This is a genomic window from Phenylobacterium sp. (assembly GCF_036402295.1).
Classification (GTDB): Bacteria; Pseudomonadota; Alphaproteobacteria; order Caulobacterales; family Caulobacteraceae; genus Phenylobacterium.
Genome location: NZ_DASWTE010000192.1, coordinates 1 through 23,021, shown reverse-complemented (window position 1 = coordinate 23,021; position 23,021 = coordinate 1). Strand labels below are relative to the sequence as shown.

Annotated in this window: 23 protein-coding genes; 9 read left to right on the top strand and 14 right to left on the bottom strand. The window is 70.0% G+C overall.

Annotated features, from left to right (window positions below):
- From VGD44_RS12095 to ettA, 4 genes are all read right to left on the bottom strand, one after another.
- A partial coding sequence (locus tag VGD44_RS12095) for a calcium-binding protein (RefSeq protein WP_414694646.1) occupies positions 1-464 on the bottom strand: 464 nt, incomplete at its 3' end.
- Between the two features lie 127 nt (positions 465-591).
- Entirely contained in the window at positions 592-765 is a 174-nt protein-coding gene (locus tag VGD44_RS12090) for a hypothetical protein (RefSeq protein ID WP_331087286.1), read from the bottom strand.
- Complete coding sequence (locus VGD44_RS26515) at positions 762-1,007, bottom strand: hypothetical protein (protein WP_414694645.1); 246 nt, start codon at positions 1,005-1,007, stop codon at positions 762-764. The genes VGD44_RS12090 and VGD44_RS26515 overlap by 4 nt, the downstream gene beginning before the upstream one ends.
- Before the next feature lie 53 nt (positions 1,008-1,060).
- Positions 1,061-2,725: an energy-dependent translational throttle protein EttA gene (gene ettA, locus VGD44_RS12085; RefSeq protein WP_331087284.1), complete on the bottom strand. Its 1,665-nt coding sequence runs from the start codon at positions 2,723-2,725 to the stop codon at positions 1,061-1,063.
- A 195-nt stretch (positions 2,726-2,920) separates the two neighbouring features.
- On the opposite strand from ettA, the gene VGD44_RS12080 reads away from it, so the two are divergent.
- Positions 2,921-5,317 (top strand): PAS domain S-box protein, encoded by a 2,397-nt coding sequence (locus tag VGD44_RS12080; RefSeq protein WP_331087282.1) that lies wholly within the window; start codon positions 2,921-2,923, stop codon positions 5,315-5,317.
- A 48-nt stretch (positions 5,318-5,365) separates the two neighbouring features.
- Here the strand turns inward: VGD44_RS12080 and VGD44_RS12075 are convergent, their stop codons facing one another.
- Entirely contained in the window at positions 5,366-5,731 is a 366-nt protein-coding gene (locus VGD44_RS12075) for a CC_3452 family protein (RefSeq protein WP_331087280.1), read from the bottom strand.
- Positions 5,732-5,816: 85 nt separating this feature from the next.
- Between VGD44_RS12075 and VGD44_RS12070 the strand changes: the two genes are divergently transcribed.
- Complete coding sequence (locus VGD44_RS12070) at positions 5,817-6,419, top strand: TetR/AcrR family transcriptional regulator (RefSeq protein ID WP_331087278.1); 603 nt, start codon at positions 5,817-5,819, stop codon at positions 6,417-6,419.
- Positions 6,420-6,588: 169 nt separating this feature from the next.
- Positions 6,589-6,771 (top strand): CsbD family protein, encoded by a 183-nt coding sequence (locus tag VGD44_RS12065; protein ID WP_331087276.1) that lies wholly within the window; start codon positions 6,589-6,591, stop codon positions 6,769-6,771.
- Between the two features lie 6 nt (positions 6,772-6,777).
- Here the strand turns inward: VGD44_RS12065 and VGD44_RS12060 are convergent, their stop codons facing one another.
- A complete protein-coding gene (locus VGD44_RS12060) occupies positions 6,778-8,097 on the bottom strand; it encodes an MFS transporter (protein WP_331087274.1) in 1,320 nt (439 codons plus the stop codon).
- Positions 8,097-9,248, bottom strand: coding sequence for a DUF3089 domain-containing protein (locus tag VGD44_RS12055; RefSeq protein ID WP_331087272.1), 1,152 nt, complete (start codon positions 9,246-9,248; stop codon positions 8,097-8,099). The genes VGD44_RS12060 and VGD44_RS12055 overlap by 1 nt, the downstream gene beginning before the upstream one ends.
- A 249-nt stretch (positions 9,249-9,497) precedes the next feature.
- Here VGD44_RS12055 and VGD44_RS12050 point away from each other — a divergent pair, with 249 nt between their 5' ends.
- Positions 9,498-10,052: a DUF882 domain-containing protein gene (locus tag VGD44_RS12050; protein ID WP_331087270.1), complete on the top strand. Its 555-nt coding sequence runs from the start codon at positions 9,498-9,500 to the stop codon at positions 10,050-10,052.
- Positions 10,053-10,096: 44 nt separating this feature from the next.
- Here VGD44_RS12050 and VGD44_RS12045 read toward each other — a convergent pair whose 3' ends face one another.
- The 4 genes from VGD44_RS12045 to epmA all read right to left on the bottom strand — a co-directional run bounded on the left by VGD44_RS12045 (position 10,097) and on the right by epmA (position 14,217).
- Positions 10,097-10,390 carry a hypothetical protein gene (locus tag VGD44_RS12045; protein ID WP_331087267.1) on the bottom strand — a complete coding sequence of 98 codons (294 nt, stop codon included), beginning with the start codon at positions 10,388-10,390 and terminating at the stop codon, positions 10,097-10,099.
- An 11-nt stretch (positions 10,391-10,401) separates the two neighbouring features.
- The gene (locus tag VGD44_RS12040; protein ID WP_331087265.1) at positions 10,402-11,874 is read right to left on the bottom strand and encodes a L,D-transpeptidase family protein; all 1,473 of its coding nucleotides are present in this window, start codon (positions 11,872-11,874) and stop codon (positions 10,402-10,404) included.
- Positions 11,875-12,113: 239 nt separating this feature from the next.
- Positions 12,114-13,139 carry a lysine-2,3-aminomutase-like protein gene (locus tag VGD44_RS12035; RefSeq protein ID WP_331087263.1) on the bottom strand — a complete coding sequence of 342 codons (1,026 nt, stop codon included), beginning with the start codon at positions 13,137-13,139 and terminating at the stop codon, positions 12,114-12,116.
- Between the two features lie 46 nt (positions 13,140-13,185).
- Entirely contained in the window at positions 13,186-14,217 is a 1,032-nt protein-coding gene (gene epmA / locus VGD44_RS12030; RefSeq protein WP_331087261.1) for an EF-P lysine aminoacylase EpmA, read from the bottom strand.
- Positions 14,218-14,435: 218 nt separating this feature from the next.
- On the opposite strand from epmA, the gene efp reads away from it, so the two are divergent.
- From efp to VGD44_RS12010, 4 genes are all read left to right on the top strand, one after another.
- Positions 14,436-15,002: an elongation factor P gene (gene efp, locus VGD44_RS12025; protein ID WP_331087259.1), complete on the top strand. Its 567-nt coding sequence runs from the start codon at positions 14,436-14,438 to the stop codon at positions 15,000-15,002.
- 86 nt (positions 15,003-15,088) lie between these two features.
- A complete protein-coding gene (locus VGD44_RS12020) occupies positions 15,089-15,856 on the top strand; it encodes a sulfite exporter TauE/SafE family protein (RefSeq protein WP_331087257.1) in 768 nt (255 codons plus the stop codon).
- 90 nt (positions 15,857-15,946) lie between these two features.
- Positions 15,947-19,219 carry a S41 family peptidase gene (locus tag VGD44_RS12015; protein WP_331087255.1) on the top strand — a complete coding sequence of 1,091 codons (3,273 nt, stop codon included), beginning with the start codon at positions 15,947-15,949 and terminating at the stop codon, positions 19,217-19,219.
- A complete protein-coding gene (locus VGD44_RS12010) occupies positions 19,216-20,175 on the top strand; it encodes a hypothetical protein (RefSeq protein WP_331087253.1) in 960 nt (319 codons plus the stop codon). The genes VGD44_RS12015 and VGD44_RS12010 overlap by 4 nt, the downstream gene beginning before the upstream one ends.
- 117 nt (positions 20,176-20,292) lie before the next feature.
- Here VGD44_RS12010 and VGD44_RS12005 read toward each other — a convergent pair whose 3' ends face one another.
- The 3 genes from VGD44_RS12005 to VGD44_RS11995 are packed head-to-tail and all read right to left on the bottom strand — an operon-like array spanning position 20,293 to position 22,188.
- A complete protein-coding gene (locus tag VGD44_RS12005; RefSeq protein ID WP_331087252.1) occupies positions 20,293-21,087 on the bottom strand; it encodes a lysophospholipid acyltransferase family protein in 795 nt (264 codons plus the stop codon).
- Positions 21,084-21,749: a CDP-alcohol phosphatidyltransferase family protein gene (locus VGD44_RS12000; protein WP_331087249.1), complete on the bottom strand. Its 666-nt coding sequence runs from the start codon at positions 21,747-21,749 to the stop codon at positions 21,084-21,086. The genes VGD44_RS12005 and VGD44_RS12000 overlap by 4 nt, the downstream gene beginning before the upstream one ends.
- Before the next feature lie 46 nt (positions 21,750-21,795).
- Complete coding sequence (locus VGD44_RS11995) at positions 21,796-22,188, bottom strand: hypothetical protein (RefSeq protein WP_331087247.1); 393 nt, start codon at positions 22,186-22,188, stop codon at positions 21,796-21,798.
- A gap of 44 nt (positions 22,189-22,232) precedes the next feature.
- Between VGD44_RS11995 and VGD44_RS11990 the strand changes: the two genes are divergently transcribed.
- Positions 22,233-23,021, top strand: a 789-nt coding sequence (locus VGD44_RS11990) for a phosphatidate cytidylyltransferase (protein WP_331087245.1), incomplete at its 3' end; no start/stop codon positions are given.

Sequence of the window (23,021 nt, the reverse complement as noted above, 5' to 3'; positions counted from 1 at the left end):
TAGTCGATTGCGCCTTCACTCGTCCCACTGTCGCCCGGCGCGAAGACGAACGTGTCCGCGCCGAAACCTCCCATCAGATAGTCGGCCTGTAGTCCGCCGACGAGCGTGTCGTCACCCGATCCGCCGTCCAGCGCGTCGGCTCCCACCAGGCCTCGCAGGAGGTCGTGGTCCTGGCCGCCGTAGAGATTGTCGGCCCCCGGCCCGCCCTCGACCGTCGCCGAGCCCCGCCCCGGGAAGGCGATGATCGAACCGTCGGGCAGGACCAGCCGCTCGCCTTCCACACCCCCGCCGAAGACAACGCTGCCGCCGTTCCTCAGATGGAGCGCAAAGGCCGGGAAAACTTCCCTGACATAGAAGTCGGTCGCGACGCGCCCCGAGAGGCCGTCGAACCGCAGATCGTCTCGCGCGGCGTCGTAGTTCAACGCCTCACCCTCGGTAATCGATAGGAACTGGTATGTCGCCACGGCTTGTCCCCCCGCGCGGCGAAGCGGGCATCCGCCGCGGCGGCGCACCTTATGACGGGGCGCGACATCGGCTCAACCATTTCGCTCGCGGCGGGCGCTCTACACGCGGGGCGCGAAGAGAGGTCGCCTACGCCCCCAAGATCCAGCCCGCTGGCAGCGACGACAGCTGCACGCCCACCAGCACCATCTGCCCGCCGCCGTTCATGTTGATAACCGTATCCGCGCCCGCCTGGGCCGCCGTGTACTGCGTGGCGGGATCGAGCAGCACGCGGTCGCCCTCGCCCATCTTGAAGTCGGTCACCCGGTCAATTCCGGCGTCGCCGAAGGTGTAGAAAAAGGTCGGCCCCCAGCCCCGGCGGTGACCGTGTCGTCCCCGCGATCGCCGGAGAGCCAGTCGTTCCACTCGCCCCCCTGCAGTATGTCGTTGGCCTGGCCGCCGCGGATCGTGTCGGCTCCCTCGCCGCCGTTGCAGGTGTCGTCGCCTAGGTTGCCGTAGACGTCGGCTGAAGCAGCGCCATACCTGCACCCCCCGTCGCGCGTCACTCGCGCCGCCGCACCTTAGGGCACAGGTTTGCGAACCCTCAACCCCAGGTCGCCTACCGCGTGAACTTCTGGAATTTGATGCGGTGGGGGATGAGGCTGTCGGCGCCCAGGCGGCGCTTCTTGTCTTCTTCGTAGGCTTCGAAGTTGCCCTCGAACCATTCCACCTGGCTGTCGCCCTCGAAGGCCAGGATGTGGGTGGCCAGGCGGTCGAGGAAGAAGCGGTCGTGGCTGATCACCACGGCGCAGCCCGGGAAGTCCTCCAGGGCCGATTCCAGCGCCCCGAGAGTCTCGACGTCGAGATCGTTGGTCGGTTCGTCGAGCATCAGAACGTTGCCGCCGGAGGCCAGGGTCTTGGCCAGGTGCACGCGGTTGCGCTCGCCGCCCGACAGCAGCCCGACCTTCTTCTGCTGGTCGCCGCCCTTGAAATTGAACGAGCCGACGTAGGCGCGGCTGGGGATCTCGCGGCTCCCCACCTTCATGATGTCGAGGCCGCCGGAGATCTCCTGCCAGACGTTCTTGTTCGGGTCGAGGCTGTCGCGGCTCTGGTCGACGTAGGCCAGCTTCACCGTCTCGCCGAGGCGCACGCTGCCCTGGTCGGGGGTCTCCTGGCCGGTGATGATCTTGAAGAGCGTGGTCTTGCCGGCGCCGTTCGGCCCGATCACGCCGACGATGCCGCCCGGCGGCAGCTTGAAGGACAGGTTCTTGAACAGGAGCTTGTCGCCGTACTCCTTCTCCAGGTTGTCGACTTCGATGACCATGTTGCCCAGCCGGGGCCCCGGCGGGATCTGGATCTGGGCGAAGGTCTGCTTCTGGCGATCGGCCTCGTTCTGCAGCTGCTCGAAAGCGGCCAGGCGGGCCTTCGACTTGCTGCGCCGCGCCGACGGCGAGGAGCGGACCCACTCCAGCTCGCGCTCGATCGTGCGCTTCTTGCCGGCTTCCTCGCGCTCTTCCTGCGCGATCCGCTTGGTCTTCTGCTCCAGCCAGGACGAGTAGTTGCCCTCGTAGGGCAGGCCCTTGCCGCGATCCAACTCCAGGGTCCACTTGGTGACCTGGTCCAGGAAGTAGCGGTCGTGGGTGACCAGGATCACGCAACCCGGGAAGGCCTCCAGGTGGTGCTGCAGCCAGGCCACGCTCTCGGCGTCGAGGTGGTTGGTGGGCTCGTCCAGCAGCAGCATGTCGGGCTTGGCCAGCAGCAGGCGGGCGAGCGCCACGCGGCGGCGCTCACCGCCTGACAGCTTGTCGACCGGCCAGTCGTTGGGCGGGCAGCGCAGGGCGTCCATCGCCATCTCGATGCGGCTGTCGATGTCCCAGAGGTCGCCAGCGTCCAGCTTCTCCTGGAGCGCGGTCATCTCCTCCATCAGCTCGTCGGAATAGTCCTCGCCAAGCTTGTTCGCGACCTCGTTGTACTTGTCGAAGATCTGCTTCTCTTCGCACCACGAGATGACGTTGCCCCAGACATCGAGCTTGTCGTCCAGCTTCGGCTCCTGCTCGAGATAGCCGCGCTTGATGCCGTCGGCCGCGAAGGCCTCGCCGGTGAAGTCCTTGTCGATGCCGGACATGATCTTCAGCAGCGTCGACTTGCCCGAGCCATTGACACCCACCACGCCGATCTTCGCGTCGGGGTAGAACGACAACCAGATGTTCTCGAAGAGCTTCTTGGGGCTGCCGGGGAAGGCCTTGGTCAGGCCCTGCATCTGGAAAATGTACTGCTGCGCCATGGGGCGTGCGTGCTCGCTGGTCGGAGTGTCGGGAATTCGCGCGAGCAGATAGCGGCGGCGGGCCCCGGGCGCAACGCCGGAACCCCACGGGCCGCCCATGCGTTCGCGCCTCTTGAGGGCGTCGAGGGGGACATGAAGCCTGTGCAGGCCAACGACATGCCGGAGCCGACAGGTGTCCCGCCAGAAACCCAAGTCATGAAGACCGACGACCGCACGCTTCAATACCTGGTCGACGCGGTCAGCGACTATGCGATCTACATGCTCGACACCGATGGTCGCGTGACGAGCTGGAATTCAGGCGCGCACGGGCTGATGGGTTACTCCCACGCCGAGATCGAGCGCCGTCACTTCTCGACGTTCTTCACGCCCGAGGATCGGGCGGCAGGGATGCCCGAGCGCATCCTCGCGACGGCCTCCGCGGAGGGGCATATCGAGCTCGAAGGCTGGCGCGTCCGCAAGGACGGCACCCGCTTCTGGTCGTTCGGCGCGCTCCACGCGGTGCGGAACGAGGCCGGCGAACTGATCGGATTCGCCAAGGTCACCCGCGACATGACCCGGCAGCGCAACGCCCAGGTCGCCCTGGCCGAGAGCGAACGACGCTTCCGCCTGCTGGTGGACGGTGTCGTCGACTACGCCATCTTCATGCTCGACCCCAACGGCGTGGTCACCAACTGGAACCGCGGCGCCGAGCGCATCAAGGGCTACTCGGAGAGCGAGATCGTCGGCCGCCACTTCAGCGTCTTCTACACGCCCGAGGACCGGCGGGCGCGGGCGCCGGCGCGTGCGCTCGAGACCGCGCTGCGGGACGGCCGCTACGACGCCGAGGGCTGGCGGCTGCGCAAGGACGGGCAGCGCTTCTGGGCCTCGGTGGTGATCGATCCGATCTACGACGAGGACGACAAGTTCATCGGCTTCGCCAAAGTCACCCGCGACATCACCGAGCGGAAGGCCGCCCAGGACGCGCTGGTCCAGAGCGAGCGGCAGTTCCGCACCCTGGTCTCGGGCGTGGTCGACTACGCGATCTTCATGCTGGACCCCAACGGCGTGGTGGCCAACTGGAACGCCGGCGCCGAGCAGATCAAGGGGTACACGGCCGACGAGATCGTGGGCCGCCACTTCAGCACGTTCTACACCGACGAGGACCGCGCCGCCGGTACTCCCCTGCGGGCGCTGAAGACCGCCACCGACCAGGGCCGCTACGACGCCGAGGGCTGGCGCGTGCGCAAGGACGGCAGCCTGTTCTGGGCCTCCGTGATCATCGACGCGATCCACGACGACGACGGCCAATTGCTCGGCTTCGCCAAGATCACCCGGGACATCACCGACAAGCGCCGCGCCCAGCTCGACCTGCAGCGGGCGCACGAGCAGCTGGCGCAGAGCCAGAAGCTGGAAGCGCTGGGCAAGCTCACCGGCGGCGTGGCGCATGATTTCAACAACCTGCTCATGGTGGTGAGCGGCCAGGCCCAGCTCCTGCGCAGGAAGCTCGCCGACGACCCGCGGGGCCAGCGCGCCCTGGACGCCATCGAGGCCTCCGCCCGCCGCGGCGAGGAGCTGACCCGGCACCTCCTGTCGTTCGCCCGCCGCCAGCGCCTGTCGCCTGCGCCGCTTTCGCTGGCCGACCGTACACCCGGACTGCGCGAGCTGCTGTCGACCAGCCTCCCGCCCGCCATCAAGCTCGAGATGCGGACGCCGGACGATCTGTGGCCCATCGCCGTAGATGTGGGCGAGTTCGAGCTCGCGGTGCTGAACCTCACCGTCAACGCGCGCGACGCCATGCCCCGGGGCGGGACGATCACGCTCCGCGCCGAGAACCGCACGCTGAGCGGCGCCGAAACACCCGACCGGCTCGAGGGCGACTTCGTGGCGCTGAGGGTCGAGGACACCGGGATGGGCATCCCGCCCGACATCCTGCCGCGCATCTTCGACCCCTTCTTCACCACCAAGGGCGTCGACAAGGGCACGGGTCTTGGCCTGTCGCAGGTCTACGGCTTCGCCCAGCAGTCGGGCGGTCAGGTGACGGTCTCAAGCCAGCTGGGCCGCGGGGCCAGCTTCACGCTGTTCCTGCCCCGCGCCGACCGGGCGCCGGCGCCGTCGGTCGACGACGAGCCGATCGCGCTCAGCCGCAGCGGCCGGATCCTGCTGGTCGAGGACAATCCCGAGGTGGCCGACGTGGCGGCCCGCATGCTGGAGGAGCTCGGCCACGACGTGGTCGCCACGTCCAGCGGCGAGTCCGGCCTGCAGGTCCTGGACGCGGAGGGGCCGTTCGACATGGTCCTGAGCGATATCGTGATGGCCGGCGAGCTGGACGGGATCGACATGGCGCGGACGATCCGTGAGCGGGCGCAGCCGACCCCGGTGCTGCTCGCCACCGGCTACAGCGAGGCGGCCGCCCGGATCGGCGACGAGTTCCCGATCCTGCGCAAGCCCTACAAGCTGGCCGATCTCAACCGCGCGATCGCCAAGCTTCTGGCGCGTCCGCCCGGGCCGGTGGCGGAGCTGTTCCATCTCGAGGAAGAGCGCCGCGCGCGGGGCCAGGAGCCGCGGACTGCCGGCGGAAAAGCCGCGGGAGGGCCTGCGCCCCCCCGCGAGTGATCCCTTGGCCGGCCGAGAACTGCGCCGCGCCGAGGGGAGGAACTGAACTCAGTTGCGGGCGGTCTGCATCTGGATCGCGGCCTTGTTGCAGGCGCGCAGCTGGCCATCCGAAAGCTCGCGGGCGCCCGAGCGGTAGCTGGCGACGGGGCCGATCGCCGCCACCACCTTCTTGCACTCGCGCACGACGCCATCGAGGTTGCCCTTGCGCGCCGCCGCGCCCTGGCACTGGTCGCCGTCGCACCGCCACGCCGCGCCGCCGATCGTCTGCTCGACGGGGACGGCGGTCGGGGTGACCAGACGGGCTTCGCCCCTGAACGAACCTGGGCCCTTGGAGCCCGGGACCTGGGCGAAGGCCGACCCGGCCGCGAACACGGCCATCGCCGCGATCGCGCTCACACACCTGAAGTTTTGCATTTTCGTGTCCTTTCGGTAGAAAAGAGCACGACCGGTCGCTAAGCTCTAAAAGAGCACGATCGGTCACTTTGTCAAGCAGGGAGGCTTGGCCGAATTGAAAAAGGGCGAAGCGACGAGGGCCCGCATCCTCGAGGAGGCGGCGCGCCAGGCGGCGTTGCGCGGGCTGACGGGCGTGAGCCTGAACGACGTGGCCGAAGCCGCGGGCCTCTCGAAGAGCGGCCTCTTCAAGCACTTCGAGTCCAAGGAGGACATGCACCTCGCCGTCGTGGAGATGGTCACCGACCGTTTCCGCGAGCTGATCTGGGTCCCCGCCGCGGAGCTGCCGCCGGGCCGGCCACGGCTGGAGAAGGTGTTCGAGCGCTGGCTGCAGTGGTGCGAGGACGACTGGGCCGAGAGCGGCTGCCCGCTGATGCAGCTCTCCATCGAACTCGACGACCAGCCGGGGCCGCTGCGCGACCTGCTGCACCGGCAACTGCAGGGCTTCCGCAAGACGGTGACGCGCGAGTTCCACGCCCTGCGCGATCCGCCGCTGTCGGAGCGCGAGGCGCAGGCGGCCTATTTCCAGATGAAGAGCTTCGTCCTGGGCCATTCGGACGCGCGGCGGATGATGGGCGACGCCGACGCCCGCCGCTCGGCGTCCGCCGCCTTCGAGGCCCTGCTCGACCGGACTTCGCGCGCCGCGGCCTAGCGCAGTCAGCGAAGGTGGAAACACCTTCGCGCCACTGACTGCGCTCCAGGTTGAGGTCTGGCGCGCTGTCCGGGCGGCGAACCGGTGTCCACTTCGCCTGACAGCGCGCTAGGAACCGTCAGGCCGCTCCCGCGTATGGCCTTCCGATCCCAACGGAAGGAACCAAGCCATGCATAAGGACGAAGCTAAGGGCGCCGCCAAGGACATCAAGGGCTCCATCAAGGAAGCCGCCGGCAAGGCCACCAAGGACCCCAACCTCGAGGCCGAAGGCGCCGCCGAACGCGTCGAAGGCAAGGTGCAGAAGGGCGTCGGCGCCCTGAAGGACGCCGCCCGCGACGTGCTGAAGCACTAGAGGCCGTCAGGCCTCGGCGTCGATCTCGGCGAAGGACTTGCCGCGCGTCTCGCGCGCGGCAAGCGCCGCGACGCCGGTGATCAGCGAGGCGATCGCCACATAGATCGCCACCGGTGTCCCCGAGCCTGTGGCGGCCAGCAGGGCCGCGGCGATCAGCGGCGCCAGCGAGCCCGCGAAGATCGACGTCACCTGATAGCTCAGCGACACGCCCGAGTAGCGGAACCGAGTCGGGAACATCTCGGACAGGAACGCCGCCTGCGGCCCGTACATCGCCGCGTGGAACACCAGAGCGCCGCAGCAGGCCACGATGATCAGCGTCGGGTCCGCGGTGTCGAGCAGGCGGAAAAAGGCGAACGTCCACAGCATCATCCCGAAGGCGCCGAACGCGTAGACCGGCCGGCGGCCGATCCGGTCGGACAGCGAGCCGAAGAACGGGATCAGCACCACGTGCAGCGCCGAGGCGATCAGGATGGCGTTCAGCGCCGCCTGCCGCGACAGCCCCACGGCCTGGGTCACGTAGGTGATCGTGAAGACGGAGACGATGTAGTAGCTGATGTTCTCCGCGAACTTCAGCCCGCCACCGATGAGGAGCCTGAGCGGCCGGCGGCGGATCGCCTCCAGCACCGGGGCCTTCGGCAGCGCCGCCGCCTCGGCCGCGACCGCCTGGAATGTCGGGCTCTCGTCCACGGTGGCCCGGATCCACCAGCCCACGCCGATCAGCACCGCCGACAGCAGGAACGGCACGCGCCAGCCCCAGGCCAGGAAATCGGCGTCGCTCTGCACCGCCGCCATCAGCGCCAAGAGGCCCGACGCCAGGAGGCTGCCGCCGGCCACGCCGGCCTGTGGCCAGCTGGTCCAGAAACCGCGCCGCGCGGCGTCGCCGTGCTCGGCCACGATCAGCACCGCCCCGCCCCACTCGCCGCCGACCGCAAAGCCCTGGATGAGCCTGAGCGCCACCAGCATCAGCGGCGCCAGTAGTCCCACCTGCTCGAACGTCGGCAGGCAGCCGATCAGCACCGTCGCCGCGCCCATCATCACCAGGCTGAGCATCAAGAGGCGCTTGCGGCCGATCCGGTCGCCGTAGTGGCCGAAGATCACCCCACCCAGCGGGCGCGCCACGAAGCCCAGCGCGTAGGTGGCGAACGCCAGCATCGTCCCCACCAGCGGCTCGGACGACGGGAAGAACAGCTTGTTGAACACCAAAGCCGCGGCGGTGCCGTAGAGGAAGAAGTCGTACCACTCGATGGTGGTGCCGATCATGCTGGCGGCCACCACCTTCCGTAGGGTGGCGGGAGACGAGACGGGGGCGGCGGCCACGGCGGTCATCAGCGCTTCCGGGCGTAGGCGGCGGCCTGAGCCGCGGCGGTGTCGATCAGGTCGCCCATGGCCACGGGCACGTCGAGCGAATGGGTGCCCCAGTCGGCCTGGACCTTCCCGGCCGCGTCCAGGTGGTCGCCGGCCAGGGTGTCGGTGCGCGGATCCTTCGGGTCGGCGTTGATCCGCCAGGCCAGGTAGCCGCCGTTCGCGTCGCTGATGCATCGCGCGCTCACCAGGCCGGGCACGCGGACATAGGGCGTGGCGATGTCGACCGCGGGGGTCACCCAGGGCGGCGGCGGCGCGGCGGTGGGATGCACGCGCTTCGCCCCGAACACCGGGCTCATCACGGCGGCGCCGCCGACCAGTGCGGCGGGGTTGGTGCAGGCCACCTCCATGCCCGCCTGAGCCGTGCGCCCGAACCGGCTGTTGGCCGGCGGCGGCGCGCTTTCGCGGAAGCTCACGTAGGTGACGATGCAGCCGGTCTGCTGGCGCGAGCGGCAGAGCGGCATGGCCTTGAAGTCGCCGCCCACGTCCTTGCCCTTCGGGACCAGGATGTTCGAGCCGATCAGCATGGCCGAGATCACCTGGCCCTGGACCGGCTTGCCGTCGATCTCCTCCTGGATCAGGCGCTTCAGCACCCCCGAGCCCTGGCTGTGGCCGTAGAGGACGACGCCGCGGCCCTGATTGTCGTGCTTGAGGTAGTGGTTCCAGGCGTCGCGCACGTCGCGGTAGGCCAACTCGCGGTCCACCGCCACCTGCTGGCCGGACGTCATGGCCCGAAGCGCCGGGATGGTGACCTGCCGGTAGAGCGGCGCGTAGACGCGGCACACCTTGCCGAAGCGGGCCAGCTGCCGCTCGACCACATAGCGCTCCTCGGGCCCCGGGATCATGTCGCTGTTGGGCGTCGTGTCGGCCGAGACCGTCGGGTAGACGTAGAAGCAGTCCACCGCCGCCTTGTCGTTGCGCGCCCAAGCCTCGCGCCGTGTCGAGCCGTCGGCGTTGACCACGGTGGCGCTGGTGTCGATCGCACAGGCGTCGTTCCGGCCCGGGCGGCACAGCCAAGTCTCGTCCTTGCCGTAGTCGTTGGCCGCGGGCTGCGCGGACGCCCCGCCGGCCGTCAGCCAGACCGCTGCGGCGGCCACCGCCAGAAGCGCGCGCATCGAGTAGCCCTCCCTGGCCGGCATCTTGCTCGTACCGGCTCCATGGCTCCGACTGTCCGCGAACGGCGCCCACGGCTCAAGGGCAAAGCATCCGGCGACTCCTGGTCGCACCAGACCGCGCGTAGGGTTGACGTTAACGATTGGCCCGCCATCTTGCCGCCTTCGATTTTACGACGGCCCCGCGCGGCGCAAGGCGCGCAGGACTGGTCAAAAGTGGAGTGGCCTTCCTGCGGAAGGCCGGGAGGCGCAGTGCCCAACCTCGTCCGCCGCAGAGAGCTGCTCACCTTCGGGGCCGCCGCCGGCCTCGCCGCCATCGCCGCCCCGGCGTGGGCCCAGCGTCTCGACATCTGGGAGCCGCGGCGCGCGATCCTGCACAACCTGCACACGGGCGAGGCGTTCAACGACGTCTATTACGCCAACGGCGCCTACCTGCCTGACGCGCTGGCCGAGGCGAACCGGGTGATGCGCGACTGGCGCACCGGCGACGAGCACTTCATCGACCCCGGCCTGTTCGACGCGCTGCACACGATCCAGCTCCGGCTGGAGGCCAACGGCCCGTTCCAGGTGATCTCCGGCTACCGCTCGCCCAGGACCAACGCCATGCTCCGCGGCCGCTCCCGCGGCGTCGCCGAGCACAGCCAGCACACGGTCGGCAAGGCCATCGACGTGCGCATCCAGGGCGTCGAGCTCGCCAACCTGCGCGATGCGGCCCTCTCGGTCGGCGCGGGCGGCGTCGGCTACTACCCCGTCTCCAACTTCGTGCACGTGGACACCGGCCGCGTGCGCCAGTGGCGCGGGGCGTAGGCGCGTAACGCCGCACCTCCCCGCGAAGCGGCGGGAGGCAAGTCCTAGTTCGTCGGCGGTTCGGCCGGGGGTTCCGGCTCCACGGTCGTCATGCCCGTGGCGGCCGCATCGTCCTGGATCTGCTGCTCGTCGGGCGTCAGCGGTGGTGGGGCGGCCTTGACTTCGGGCGGCGGGGGCAGCGGAGCCTCCACCGGCGGCGGCGGAGCCACGGCGGCGGCGGCGGCGGGCGCGGCCTCGGGCGCCTTGACCGGCTCGTCGAAGTTCAGCGACCGGCTCACCGCCAGCGCCACCAGGACCGCTGCGCACGCCGCCGCGACCCACAGCACCTTCTTCAACATTCCAGCCCTCGTTAGACCTTCGTACCCGATGCGAGCACGCCGACTCGCTGCAGCAGCTCACGGTCCCAGTTATACGGGTCCGAACGGAAGTTCATCTGGCCGTCGCCCGCGGCGAAGGCCGTCCAGTAAAGGATGAAGACCGGCACCTGGTTCGTGAGCCGCGCTCGGACGGTCTTGTCGCCCTCGAGCTGCTTGTCGATCGCCTCGGCTGTCCAGGTCGCGTCGCCCTCGAGCAGCGCATCGGCGAGCGCCCGCGGCTTCTCCAGCCGCACGCAGCCGTGGCTGGCGTTGCGCGCATAGAGATCGAAGCCGCCCTTCGACGGCGTGTCGTGCAGATAGACCGCGAACGGGTTGTTGAAGTCGAACTTGAAGCGGCCCAGCGCCGAAGAGTCGCCCGACGCCTGCTGCAGCCGCGGCTGGCCGCCTTCGACCGGGATGACCCGGTAGCCGTTGCGCGCCAGGTAGCCGGGGTTCGCCTTCTCCTTCGGCCAGAGCTCCTCGTTGGCGATCCGGGTGGGCACGTTCCACGGCGGGTTGATCACCACGCTGTGGATCGCCGAGGTCAGCATGGGCGTCTCGTCGCCCTTCTTGCCGGACACCGCCTTCATCGACAGCACGGGCTTGTCGTCGCGGAACAGGGTGACGATGGCCGCGCCGGTGTTCACCTGCACCCGCGTGGCCGGCATCGTCGACGGCATCCACCGCCAGCGCTCCATGTTGGCCACGATCTGCAGGATGCGCTGTCCGACCGGCTGGTTCAGGTACGAGAGCGTGCCGTTGCCCACCACGCCGTCAGGTTTCAGGCCATAGCGCCGCTGGGCGCGCTGGACCGCCTCCTGCAGCGGCTTGTCGAACACCGCGGGGCCGGTGGCGACGACCTGCGGGTCCTCCACGGCCAGCCGAGCGCGCAGAGCCGCGACCCGCGGGTCCTTCGATCCCAGGTCCAGCTTCTCGCCCTCGGCGATCGTCTTCCAGCCGCCGTTCGCGGCGATCTCACGGTAGCGGGCGAGGCCGCGGCGCAGCGCATGGTAGCCCGAATAGCGGGGCGGCAGGCTGTCGAGCCACGCCTGCAGGCGGTTCTCGGCCAGGGCCTGCACCAAGTCCGGCGACGGGTCCCAGGCCGCAGGACGCACCTGCCAGAGTTCAGGGAACTGGTCGGGCTCCATCCGGCCGATGCGGACATCGTGGGCGTAGCGGACCAGGCCGTCGGCCAGGCCCGTCTGCTGCTCAGGCGTCAGCACGCCGGTGTCGGGGACGCCCTCGGGCACATACAGCTTGGGCTGCAGGCCGTGCAGGTCGGCGGCGCGCAGCACCTTCAGCGCCACCTGCGCCTGGGCCGGGGTCAGCGCCGGGATCTCGACCGGCGGCGGAGGCGGCGGCGGAACGGGCTGGGTCGCGGGCGGGATCGGCAGGAGCGGCGGAGCCGCGGCCGGATTGGGCGCGCCCTGCTGCGGCTGCTGGGCTAGCGCGAGATCGCCGAACACTATCGGCGCCGCGGCGGCCAAAGCCAGGCAGCGCCCGATGCGTCCGCCCCGCAAGCCATGCCCGCCCATGATGCTACCCAATCCTCTAGTCGCCAGGGTCCGACCATCGGACCTGCCCGTTCATCTACGTGAACCAGTGTACCGCGGATGAACGCATATCTGGGGTTTGCAGATACGTGTGTCGACGGGGCCACACGCTGTGACAGTCGTACTGTCACCTTGGCGCAACAGCGAACGCGTTACGCCGGCGGATAAGCGTGGCTGCGGCCGCTGGGATCGGTGACCTCGCCGTCGCCGACGTAGCACGGCCCGACCGGCGCCTTGCCGTGGCCGCCGGGGATATCGAGGACGTAGGTCGGCTGGCAGAGGCCCGAGACCTGGCCGCGCAGGCTCCGCATCAGCGCCTGGCCCTCGGCGAGGGTGGTGCGGAAGTGGGCGGTGCCGGGCGCCAGGTCGGCATGGTGCAGATAGTAGGGCTTGATCCGTAGCTCCACGAACCGGCGCATCAGGGCTTCGAGCACCGCCGCGTCGTCGTTGACGCCCTTCAGCAGCACCGTCTGGCTGACCATCGGGATCCCGGCGTCCTGGATGCGGGCGATGGCCGCCTCGGCGGCCGGCGTCAGCTCGTCGGTGTGGTTGGCGTGCAGCGCCACCCAGGTGGTCTTGCGCGGCGCGCGCAGGGCCGCGACCAGCCCGGGCGTCACCATCTCGGGCGCGACGGCCGGCACGCGGGTGTGGAAGCGGACGACCTTCACGTGCTCGATCTTCGCCAGCCGGGCCATCAGGTCCTTCAGCCGCCGCGACGACAGGATCAGGGGATCGCCGCCGGTGACGATCACCTCCCAGATCGCCGGATCGCCGGCGATGTAGGCCATCGCCGCGTCGAGCTGCGCGGGGCTCAGCGGCCGGATGCCCTCCGGCCCCACCATCTCGCGGCGGAAGCAGAAGCGGCAGTAGACGGCGCAGGCGTGGTTCGCCTTCAACAGCACGCGGTCGGGATAGCGGTGGACGATCCCCTCGACCGGGCTGTGCGCATCGTCCCCGATCGGATCGGCCCGCTCCTCGGGCGCCTGGACCAGCTCGGCCGCGGTGGGCACGAACTGCGCCGCCATGGCGTCGTTGTCGGGGATCAGCTCGGCCATCGCCGGTGTGATCGCCACCGCATACCGCGCCGCGACCCGTTCCAGCTCGGGCAGCAGCTCAGGCGCGACGATCCCGGCCTCGGCGAGGTCGGCAGGCGTGCGCAGGGTGCGGGCGGCGGTCATCGGAGGCGGCAGATAGGGGCAAAGTCCGCGCAGGGCAACGCGGCGCTTACGCGACGGGCGTCCACAGCACCTGGTCGATGCGCGCAGCATCGGTGCACAGCATCACCAGCCGGTCGAAGCCCAGGGCCCCGCCGCTGGCCGGCGGCATCTTCGCGAGCGCCGCCAGGAAGTCGTCGTCGATGGGGTAGCGCTCGCCGTAGAGCTCTTCCTTCTCGTCCATCTCGACCTCGAAGCGGCGGCGCTGTTCCACCGCGTCGGTGAGCTCGCCGAAGCAGTTGGCCAGCTCGACGCCGCAGGCATAGAGCTCGAACCGCTCGGCCACCCGCCGGTCGGACGCCTTGGGCCGCGCCAGCGCCGCCTCGGAATGCGGGTACTCGTAGAGGATCGTCGCCCGGCCGCGCCCCAGGTTGGGCTCCACCTTCTCCACGATCACCCGGCTGAAGATGTCGGCCCAGGTGTCGTCGGGCGCCACCCGGATCCCGCCGTTGCGCGCCTGTTCCGCCAGCGCGGCGCGGTCGTTCAGCACGGCGAGGAGCCCGATGTCGGCGTAGCGCTCGAACGCTTCCGCGACGGTCAGCCGTTCGGGCTCGGCGAAGGGATCGGCCTCGCGCCCGTGGTAGCGCAGCCGGTCCGCCTCGGCGGCTTCGGCCGCCGCCGCCAGCAGGCCCGCGCAGTCGGCCATCATCGCCTGGTAGGGCTGGTGCGCCCGGTACCACTCCAGCATCGTGAACTCGGGATGGTGCAGCGGCCCGCGCTCGCGGTTCCGCCAAACCTTGCCCAGGGTGAAGATCTCGGTCTCGCCCGACGCCAAGAGCTTCTTGCAGGCGAACTCGGGCGAGGTGTGCAGGTACATCGGCCGCGCCTGGCCGTCGGTGGTCAGCGCCTGGGTGGCGAAGGCGTGCAGGTGCGCCTCATTGCCGGGCGACACTTGCAGCGCGGCGGTCTCCACCTCGGTGAACCTCTGGCCGTCGAACCAGTGGCGCACGGCGCGGGTGATCTTCGTCCGTGCCTGCAGGAACGGCTGCCGGTCGCGGCGGCGGTCGGGCGACCACCAAGGGCTCTCGCGGGACTGGTTCAAGGGCCTGCGTCAGGGTGGCGCGCTTCGCAAAAGTGGAAGCCGGTTTTGCGAGTAAAGCGCGCCATATCTTAGAGTTGAGTAGCTCATTCCGAGCGAGCTCGGAATGAGCAGGGGCTGGAGATTTCGGCTCACATCGCTATAGGGGCGCGCACAAGAATTCCATCCGCGGAATCGCCCAGGGCCCGCCCGGCGCTCCGCCGCATCACCGAGGACCACCCGTGAAAGTCATCGCCAGCTCGCTGCGCAAGGGCGCTGTCGTCGATCTCGAAGGCAAGCTCTACGTCGTGCTCAGCGCCGAGAACATCCACCCCGGCAAGGGCACGCCGGTCACCCAGCTGAACATGCGCCGCATCTCGGACGGGGTGAAGATCTCGGAGCGCTACCGCACCACCGAACAGGTCGAACGCGCCATCGTCGACGACCGCCCCTACACCTTCCTCTACCAGGACGGCGAAGGGTTCCACTTCATGAACCCCGACAACTACGACCAGCTGGTGGCCTCTGCGGACATCGTCGGCGACGCCGCGCCCTACCTGACGGACGGCTGCACCGTGACGCTGTCGACGCACGACGGCGTGGCGATCGCTATCGAACTGCCGCGCCTGGCGACGTTCGAGGTCGTCGAGACGGAGCCGTCGGTGAAGGGCCAGACCGCGTCATCGTCGTACAAGCCGGCGATCCTGTCGAACGGCCTGCGCACCATGATTCCGCCCTACATCGGCGTCGGCACGAAGATCGTCGTGCTGACCGAGGACGGCTCGTATCAGGAACGCGCCAAGGACTGATCCGCTTGGCGCGCGGACTTTCTGGCGCGGCCATTAGAGGTTCTGGGCTGGCCCGGGCCCGAGCTTGGCCCTAACAGGACCCCCGGATGGATCCTGATTTCTGGCTCTTCGCCGCCGTCGGCTTTGCGGCGCAACTGGTCGACGGCGCCTTAGGCATGGCCTACGGCGTCATCTCGACGTCAGTGCTGCTGAGCTTCGGCGTCAGCCCGGCCAACGCCTCGGCCAGCGTGCATGCGGCCAAGGTGTTCACAGGCGCCGCCTCGGGCCTCTCGCACATCTTCTATCGCAACATCGACTGGAAGCTGCTCGCCCTGCTCTCCGGCGGTGGCGTGCTGGGCGGGGTCGTGGGCGCCTATGTGCTGACCTCGGTCCCGGGCGAGGCGGTGAAGCCCTACGTCGTGGGCTGGCTGTTCCTTATGGGCCTGGTGATCCTCTACCGCGCCTGGCGGCAGACTCGGCCCAAGGTGTTCTCCTGGCGCTCGCCCTTCCCCCTGGGCCTGATCGGCGGCTTCTTCGACGCCATCGGCGGCGGCGGCTGGGGTCCGGTGGTGACCAGCTCGCTGATGGGCGCCGGCGCCGACCCGCGTAAGGCCATCGGCACGACCAACACCGCCGAGATGTTCGTCGCCATCGCCACTTCGGCCGCCTTTTTCGGGGCGCTGGTGTCGGGCCATTGGGAGACCGCCGGCCTGCGCGGCCTGCTCTGGTCGCTGGCCGGGCTGATCGCCGGCGGGGTCGTGGCCGCGCCCCTGGCGGGCTGGATGACCAAGGTGCTGCCCGTGCGCATGCTGACCTGGATCGTGGGCGTGCTGGTGGTGGCGCTGGCGGTCTGGCAGGCGGTCAGCCTGCTCTGAGGCCGCTCGCCTCGGGGTTGCAACGTGCCCAGCCATGACGATGTGGCAAATCGCGATACACAGGGATCTAGTTATCCCATGGGTGCATCCATGTTCTTACGTTGCGGCTTCGTCCGCCTGCTGACCGCCGCCGCCGCGGCGGCCTTCGCGTTCCAGGCCCACGCCGCGCCGCGACCCACGCTGGCCGAGCCCGCCATCTCGCCCGACGGCGCCGAGATCGCCTTCGTCTCGGGCGGCGACATCTGGACCGTCCCCGCCGCGGGCGGAACCGCGAGCCTCTTGGTCACGGACGCGGCGACGGAAGGCCGGCCGCAGTATTCGCCTGACGGCCGAGAGATCGCCTTCACCTCGAGCCGCGGCGGGGCGGCCAACGTCTTCGTCCTGACCTTGGCTACCGGAAAGCTGCGCCGCCTCACCTACTCCGACACCAATGAGCAGCTCGACGGCTGGTCGCGCGACGGCAAGTGGCTGTACTTCTCGTCAGGCGCCAACGACGTGGCGCGGCTTCCCGACATCTTCCGCGTCGCGGCCGCGGGAGGGACCCCGCTGGAGGTGAGCCGCGAGCGCTACCTCGCCGAATTCCACAGCGCGCCCTCGCCCGACGGGACCGCCGTCGCGCTGATGGCCAAGGGCATCTCCGGGAACCAGTGGTGGCGCAACGGCCACTCGCACATCGACGAGGCCGAGCTGTGGCTGAGGCCGATCGCTTCGGGCTCGCCGCGCCGCCTGCTGGGCGCGAGCTCGAAGCGCCTGTGGCCGATGTGGGCGCCCGACGGCGGCGCGCTCTACTTCATGTCCGACGAGGGCGGCTCGGAGAACATCTGGCGCCTGCCGCTGGCTGGCGGAGCTGCGCAGCCGGTCACCAGGTTCACCGACGGTCGCGTCCTCTACCCGTCGATCGCCTACGACGGCCGCGCCATCGTCTTCGAGCGCGAGTTCGAGATCTGGAAGCTGGACCCCGCCACGGGCGTCGCGGCCAAGGTGCCGGTCGCGCTGCGCGGCGCGCCGGCCGCGGCGGGTGAGCGCCGCCTCTCCGAGACCACCTTCCGCTCCATGGCCGTCTCGCCCGACGGCAAGAAGCTGGCGGTCGTCGCCCACGGCGAGGTGTTCGCCGCGCCGACCAAGGACGGCGGCCCGGCCCAGCGGATCACCGACACGCCCGGCGCCGAGAGCGACCTGGCCTGGTCGCCCGACAGCCGCCGCCTGGCCTTCGTCGCCGAGCGTGGGCGCGTCAGCCAGGTGATGGAGTACGACTTCGCCACCCAGAAGGCGCGTGCGCTTACCCAGCCCACCGACTTCGACGCCGCGCCCGTCTGGTCGCCGGACGGCAAGATGCTGGCCTACGTCCATGGCGCGCGTCAGCTGCGGGTGATGACGCCGGCCGCCGACGGCAAACCCGCTCGCGACGTCCTGGTCTTCGAGGGCGCGCTCAACCGCAACGACGGAACCCGCGCCGCGTGGTTGCCGGACAGCCGCTGGCTGGCCTTCCGCGTCACCGACCCGCGGTCGTTCCGCAACGTCTGGGTCGTGCCCGCCGCGGGCGGCGAGGCGCGGCCGATCAGCTTCCTGGCGAACGGCGTCACCGGCGACACCATCGCCTGGTCGCCCGACGGCCGGTACGTGGTCTTCGACACCGCCCAGCGCAGCGAGCCGGCGAAGATGGTCCGCGTGGACCTTCTGCCCAACACGCCCAAGTACCGTGAGGACGCGTTCCGCGAACTGTTCCGCTCCGGGCCGTCCACGCCGGGCACGCCAGCCCAGCCCGCGCCCAACGACAAGCCGCCCGCGGCCAAGCCCACAGCCTCCGAGGAGGAATCCAAGACCGCCGACGAGACCAAGGAGGAGGCGACGCCTGCCAAGGCCAAGCCGGCCCAGATGCGCATCGTCTTCGAAGGCATCCGCGAGCGCGCCACCTTCATCCCGCTGGGCGCATCGGTCGACGAGCCGGTGATCAGCCCCGACGGCAAGACCCTGGTCTACCGCAGCCGTCAGGGCGACCAGAACCTGTTCAGCTACAGCCTGGACGAACTGGCCCGCGAGCCCGCCACGCCACAGCAGCTCACCGGCGGCCGCCGCCCGAAGAACGACTACGCGTTCGGCCCGGACTCCAAGACGGTCTACTATCTCGACGGCGGCCGCGTCGCCGCAGTGACCATCGAGGCGCCCAAGCCGCGGTTCATCGACGTCACCGCCGAGATGGTCGTGCGCTTCGACGCCGAGAAGCAGGTGGTGTTCGACCAGGCCTGGTCGGCGCTCAACCGCGCCTTCTACGACGACAAGTACCACGGCAAGGACTGGACGGGCCTGCGCGAACGCTTCGAGCCCTACGCCCAGGGAGCCCAGACGCCGGACGAGCTGCGCCGCGTGATCAACCTGATGATCGGCGAGCTCAACGCCTCTCACACCGGCATCAACCGCCCCACGGAAGGCTTCGGCAGCCCCCCGGCCGACCGGGTGAGCGACCTCGGCCTGCGCTTCGACCGCGAGGCCTACGAGGCCGGCCGCGGCCTGGTGGTCACCGAGGTGATCCAGCTGGGTCCGGCAGACGTGGAAGGCTCGATCAAGCCGGGCGACGTACTGACCGCCGTCGATGGTGTGCGGGTCGGCCCCGGCGTGAACTTGGATTCGCGGCTGCTGGACCGCGCCGGCAAGCGCACGGTGCTCACCGTGACCACCGGCGGCGCCAGCCGCGAGGCCGTGGTGCGCCCGGTCGCGCCGTCGGTGGCCCGGGGCCTGCTCTACCGCCATTGGGTCAAGGGCCGCCGCGCCTACGTCGAGCGCGTCAGCGGCGGGCGGCTGGGCTACGTCCACATCCTCGACATGAGCTCGGACAGCCTGGACCAGCTCTACATCGACCTCGACGCGCAGAACCAGGCGAGGGACGGCGTCGTTATCGATCTGCGCAACAACAACGGCGGGTTCGTGAACGGCTATGTGCTCGACGTCTTCGCCCGCAAGAACTTCCTGACCATGACGCCGCGCGGCCTGTTCGGCGTCCCCAGCCGGCAGAACCTGGGCCAGCGGGCCCTGGGCAAGCCCACGGTCCTCGTCATCAACGAGAGCTCGCTCAGCGACGCCGAGGACTTCACCGAGGGCTACCGCTACCTGGGCCTCGGCAAGGTGGTGGGCACGCCGACGGCCGGCTGGATCATCTACACCTCGAACCTGCCGCTCATCGACGGCTCGCAGGTGCGCCTGCCCTTCATCCGCATCCAGGGCGCCGACGGCAAGGACATGGAGCTGAACCCCCGGCCGGTCGACCTGCGGGTCGAGCGCGCCCTGGGCGAGGGCGCCGCGGGCAAGGACAGCCAGCTCGACGCGGCGGTCGCCGAGCTGCTCAAGGGCCTGGGGCCGCGGTCATGAGCGGACCCGGCCCGCCCCCGGCCCACGATCCTCAGCGCCTGGCGCTGGCCTGGCGCACCGCGCCGCTGTCGATCGACTTCATCCTCGACATCCGCGCGATCAGCCGGCGCGACCGCGACCTGATCGACTCGCTGCTGTTCGCGACGATCATCGCCAGCAACGTCGCGCCCCTTACCCAGGACCCCGGCCTGCAGCTGGCCTACGCCGACCTCGCCTCGCCGGCCCCCGCCGAGATGCGGCGGCCGGTCAGCGTCAACGCGGTCGCCCAGTCGATGCGCATCCCCTTCGAGACGGCGCGCCGCCGCGTCCGGCGCATGGAGAAGGCGGGCATCCTCGAGGTCACGGCGCGCGGCGTCACGGTGCCCCAGTCCATCCTGCAGCGCCCGGATTTCATCGAAGGCATCCTGCAGCGGCACGACCGCATCGGCCAATTCTATCGCGAGCTGTGCGCGGCGGGCGTGCTGACCGCCGTGGTCGCCGCGGGCGGCGCCGGAGACCCGCCGCCGGTGCTGATCACCAACCGCCTGACATGGGAGTACGTCCTGCGCATGGCCGACGAGATGATCGCCATGACGGGCGACCCGCTCTCCGGCCTGATCCTGATGAAGATCGTGCAGCACAACATCAGGGGTCTCGGCCCGGACGAGCTGACGGTGTGGGCGAGGAACCCCGTCGCGGCCGGCCTGCCGGCCCGCACATCGAGCTTCGCCGCCGAACTGGGCCTGTCGCCCGAGACCGCGCGGCGCTACGTCATGAGCCTCGAGACCGCGGGCTTCCTGCACCGGTCCACCCGTGGCGCGGTCGCCATTGCGCCGCCCGAGGAAGCCCCCGCGCTGGAACGGATGGCGCTGGACAACCTCGCCAACGTCCAGCGCACGTTCGCGCGCCTGGGCCAGCTGGGCGCCCTGGCCGGCTTCGAGGACGAGGCCAGGCCCGGAGCCGCGGCCGCGTGCTGACGGCCGGAGCGCGTTGGGCGAAAGTGGAAGCCGGTTTCGCCCCTGAAGCGCGCTCTAACTCAAAGAGATGGAGCCTGTTCACCGAGTTCAGATGGTTCCATCTGAACTCGACAGGCTCTAGGCCGCCGCTTCCGCCTTCTTCGCCTCGGCCCGCTCGCGCTCGGCGTCGGGCACGTCCAGCACGGACGGCGTCATCGGCTTGCCCGTCGCCTCGGCCACCAACTCGGCGGTGCGGTCCTCGATCACCTGTTCCAGCCGACTGAGGAAGTCGGTGCGGTGCAGGCCGGTGGGGATCGGGTCCAGGAACTCGATGATCGCCGTCCCGGGCGTCTTCCAGAACGACTGCTGCGGCCAGAAGCAGCCCAGGTTCGTGGCCACCGGCACGACCACCATCTCGAAGTCGCGCGACATGTAGAAGACGCCGGTGCGGTAGCGGTAGCGCACGCCCACCGGGGCCAGGTGGCCCTCGGGATAGATCAGGATCTTGCGGCCTTCCTTGTGGGCCTCGGCCGCCGCCGTCGACATCGCCTTGCGGGCTTCGGGGCCGCCGCAGTTGTCCACCACGATGGCGCCCAGCTTGCGCAGGATCGGCTTGAACAGCGGGAAGCGCTCCAGGTGGTCGCCGGTCACGAACGCCACGTCGTCGAACTGCGAGAACGAACAGAAGCCGTCGCCCCACGACTGGTGCTTGGGCGCGATGATGAAGGCCCCGTCGGCCGGCAGCCGCTCGCGGCCGCGCACCTCCAGCTTGATCCCCGCGAACACCCGCATGGCCCAGACCATCCGCTTGCCGTAGCGGTTGATCACCCGCCGCACCGCGCCGCGCCCGGGCCGCAGCGCCGCCACGGCGGCGGCCAGCACGTGGGTGATCGAGATCGCGTAGTAGGCGATGGCGAAGAGGATGCTTCTCATCGGGTTCCACTTTTGAGGCGAGCGGCCAGCCGCCCGGTCCGGATCGCCGCGGTCAGGGCCGCGCCGATGGCGATGAGGGCCAGCGAACCTGCGAACGCGTCGCCGCGCCAGCCCCAATTGTGTTCGAAGATTGCGACGATCGCCGCCACGGTGAGCAGCGCCATCCGCTGCGGCTTGGCCATCGGCCCGCCAAAGTCGGCCGGCTGGCCCAGGGCACGGCCCAGCTCGCGGATGTAGGCGGTCAGCACGGCGAACACCGCCGCCGCCCAGCCCGCCGCCTCGCCCCAGCCCACGCCGGCCAGCGCTGCGCCGTAGCCCGCGCCTACCAGGAACGCGCCATCGGCGATGCGGTCGGGCAGCTCGTTCCAGATCGGCCCCAGCGGCCCGCCGCGGCCGTGCTCGACCGCCACCATGCCGTCCATCAGGTTGCAGACGAGGCGCAGCTGGACGCAGAGGGCGCCGCCCAGCAGCGTCGCCACACGGTCCCCGCCGTCGAGTACGCCCGACGCCGCCAGCAGCCCACCGCCGACCAGGCCGAACACCACCGCGCCCGCCGACACCGCGTCCGGCGTCACGCCTGCCCGCGCCAGCCACGCCGCGCCGGCCCGCGCCCAGCCGGTGTCGCGCGACTTCAGCGGCCGCCGGTTGTCGAGGTCGCTCATCCTACTTCGCTCCCTTCAGGAGCTGCGAAGCATTGGCGAAGGAGGGTCATGCCCGCTTCGCCGTGCGGGCCAGGGTCGCGGTGTAGATCCACGCATAGGCCGAGGAGACCGTGTAGGGCACGGCGATGGTCGTCCAGACCTCGGGCGTGCCGGCCAGCCGGTGAATCGTCACCAGCACCGCCAGCACCACGGCCATGGTCACCAGAGGCGGCACGAGCACGGCGGCGGGACCGGACAGCCGCGCGAACATCGCCTCCAGCGACCGCTTGAGGATCAGCGTGATGACGCAGGAGATCGCCCCCTGCACCACGCCCGCCAACGCCATGGCCCCCGGGCCGTGGCCACGGTTGGCGAAGGCCGCCCACGCGCCCATCGCCAGGAACGCGACCGCGCCGTGTACGGCCCCTGATCGGGCCAGGCCTGCTACTGCAGAGCTCATGTCGGGGATGCTAGGGTGTCGCCGTTGCGGGACCAAGGGGTAGCATGGTCGAGCTCGTTTCGGACTTTTTCGCGGCAATGCCCCGCGCCCTGCTCTGGGGCCTCGCCGGCGTGCTGGCCGCGCTGACGATTGGCGCGCTCGCCGCAGCCCTCCTGCCCAAGCTCAAACCGGGCAAGGACTACAGGAACCTGCAGGAGCGCATGAACTCCTGGTGGGTGATGGCCGCGCTGCTGGTCGGCGCCCTGCTCGGCGGCTGGATCGCCATGACCGCGCTCTTCGCCCTGGTCTCGTTCCTGGCCCTGAAGGAGTTCCTCTCCCTCGTCCCGGTCCCGAAGGAGGACCGGATGCTGATCCTGGGCGCCTACCTGACCATCCCGATCAACTACAGCTTCGTGCTCACGGGCATCTACGGCTTCTACCTCGTCTTCATCCCGGTCTACGTCTTCATGGCCGTGCCGTTCCTGATGGCCTGCATCGGCCAGACCCGCGACTACCTCTCCCGCGCCTCGGTCTTCCACTTCGGCGTCGTCACCTGCGTCTACGCCCTGGGCTATGTGGCGCTGCTCATGCGGGTCCCGCTCTCCGACGCGCCCCAGGCCGGCGCGGCGGGCCTCGTCTTCCTGTTGCTGCTGGCCACCGAGGGCAACGACGTCCTGCAGTACGTCACCGGCAAGCTGTTCGGCCGCCGCAAGATCATGCCCACCGTCAGCCCCAACAAGACCTGGGAGGGTTTCCTGGGCGGCTGGATCCTCACCGCCGCCTTGATCGTCTTCGTGGCCCCCTACCTCACCCCGCTCTCAGGCGTCGGCCTCTGGACCGTCGCGATCCTCCTG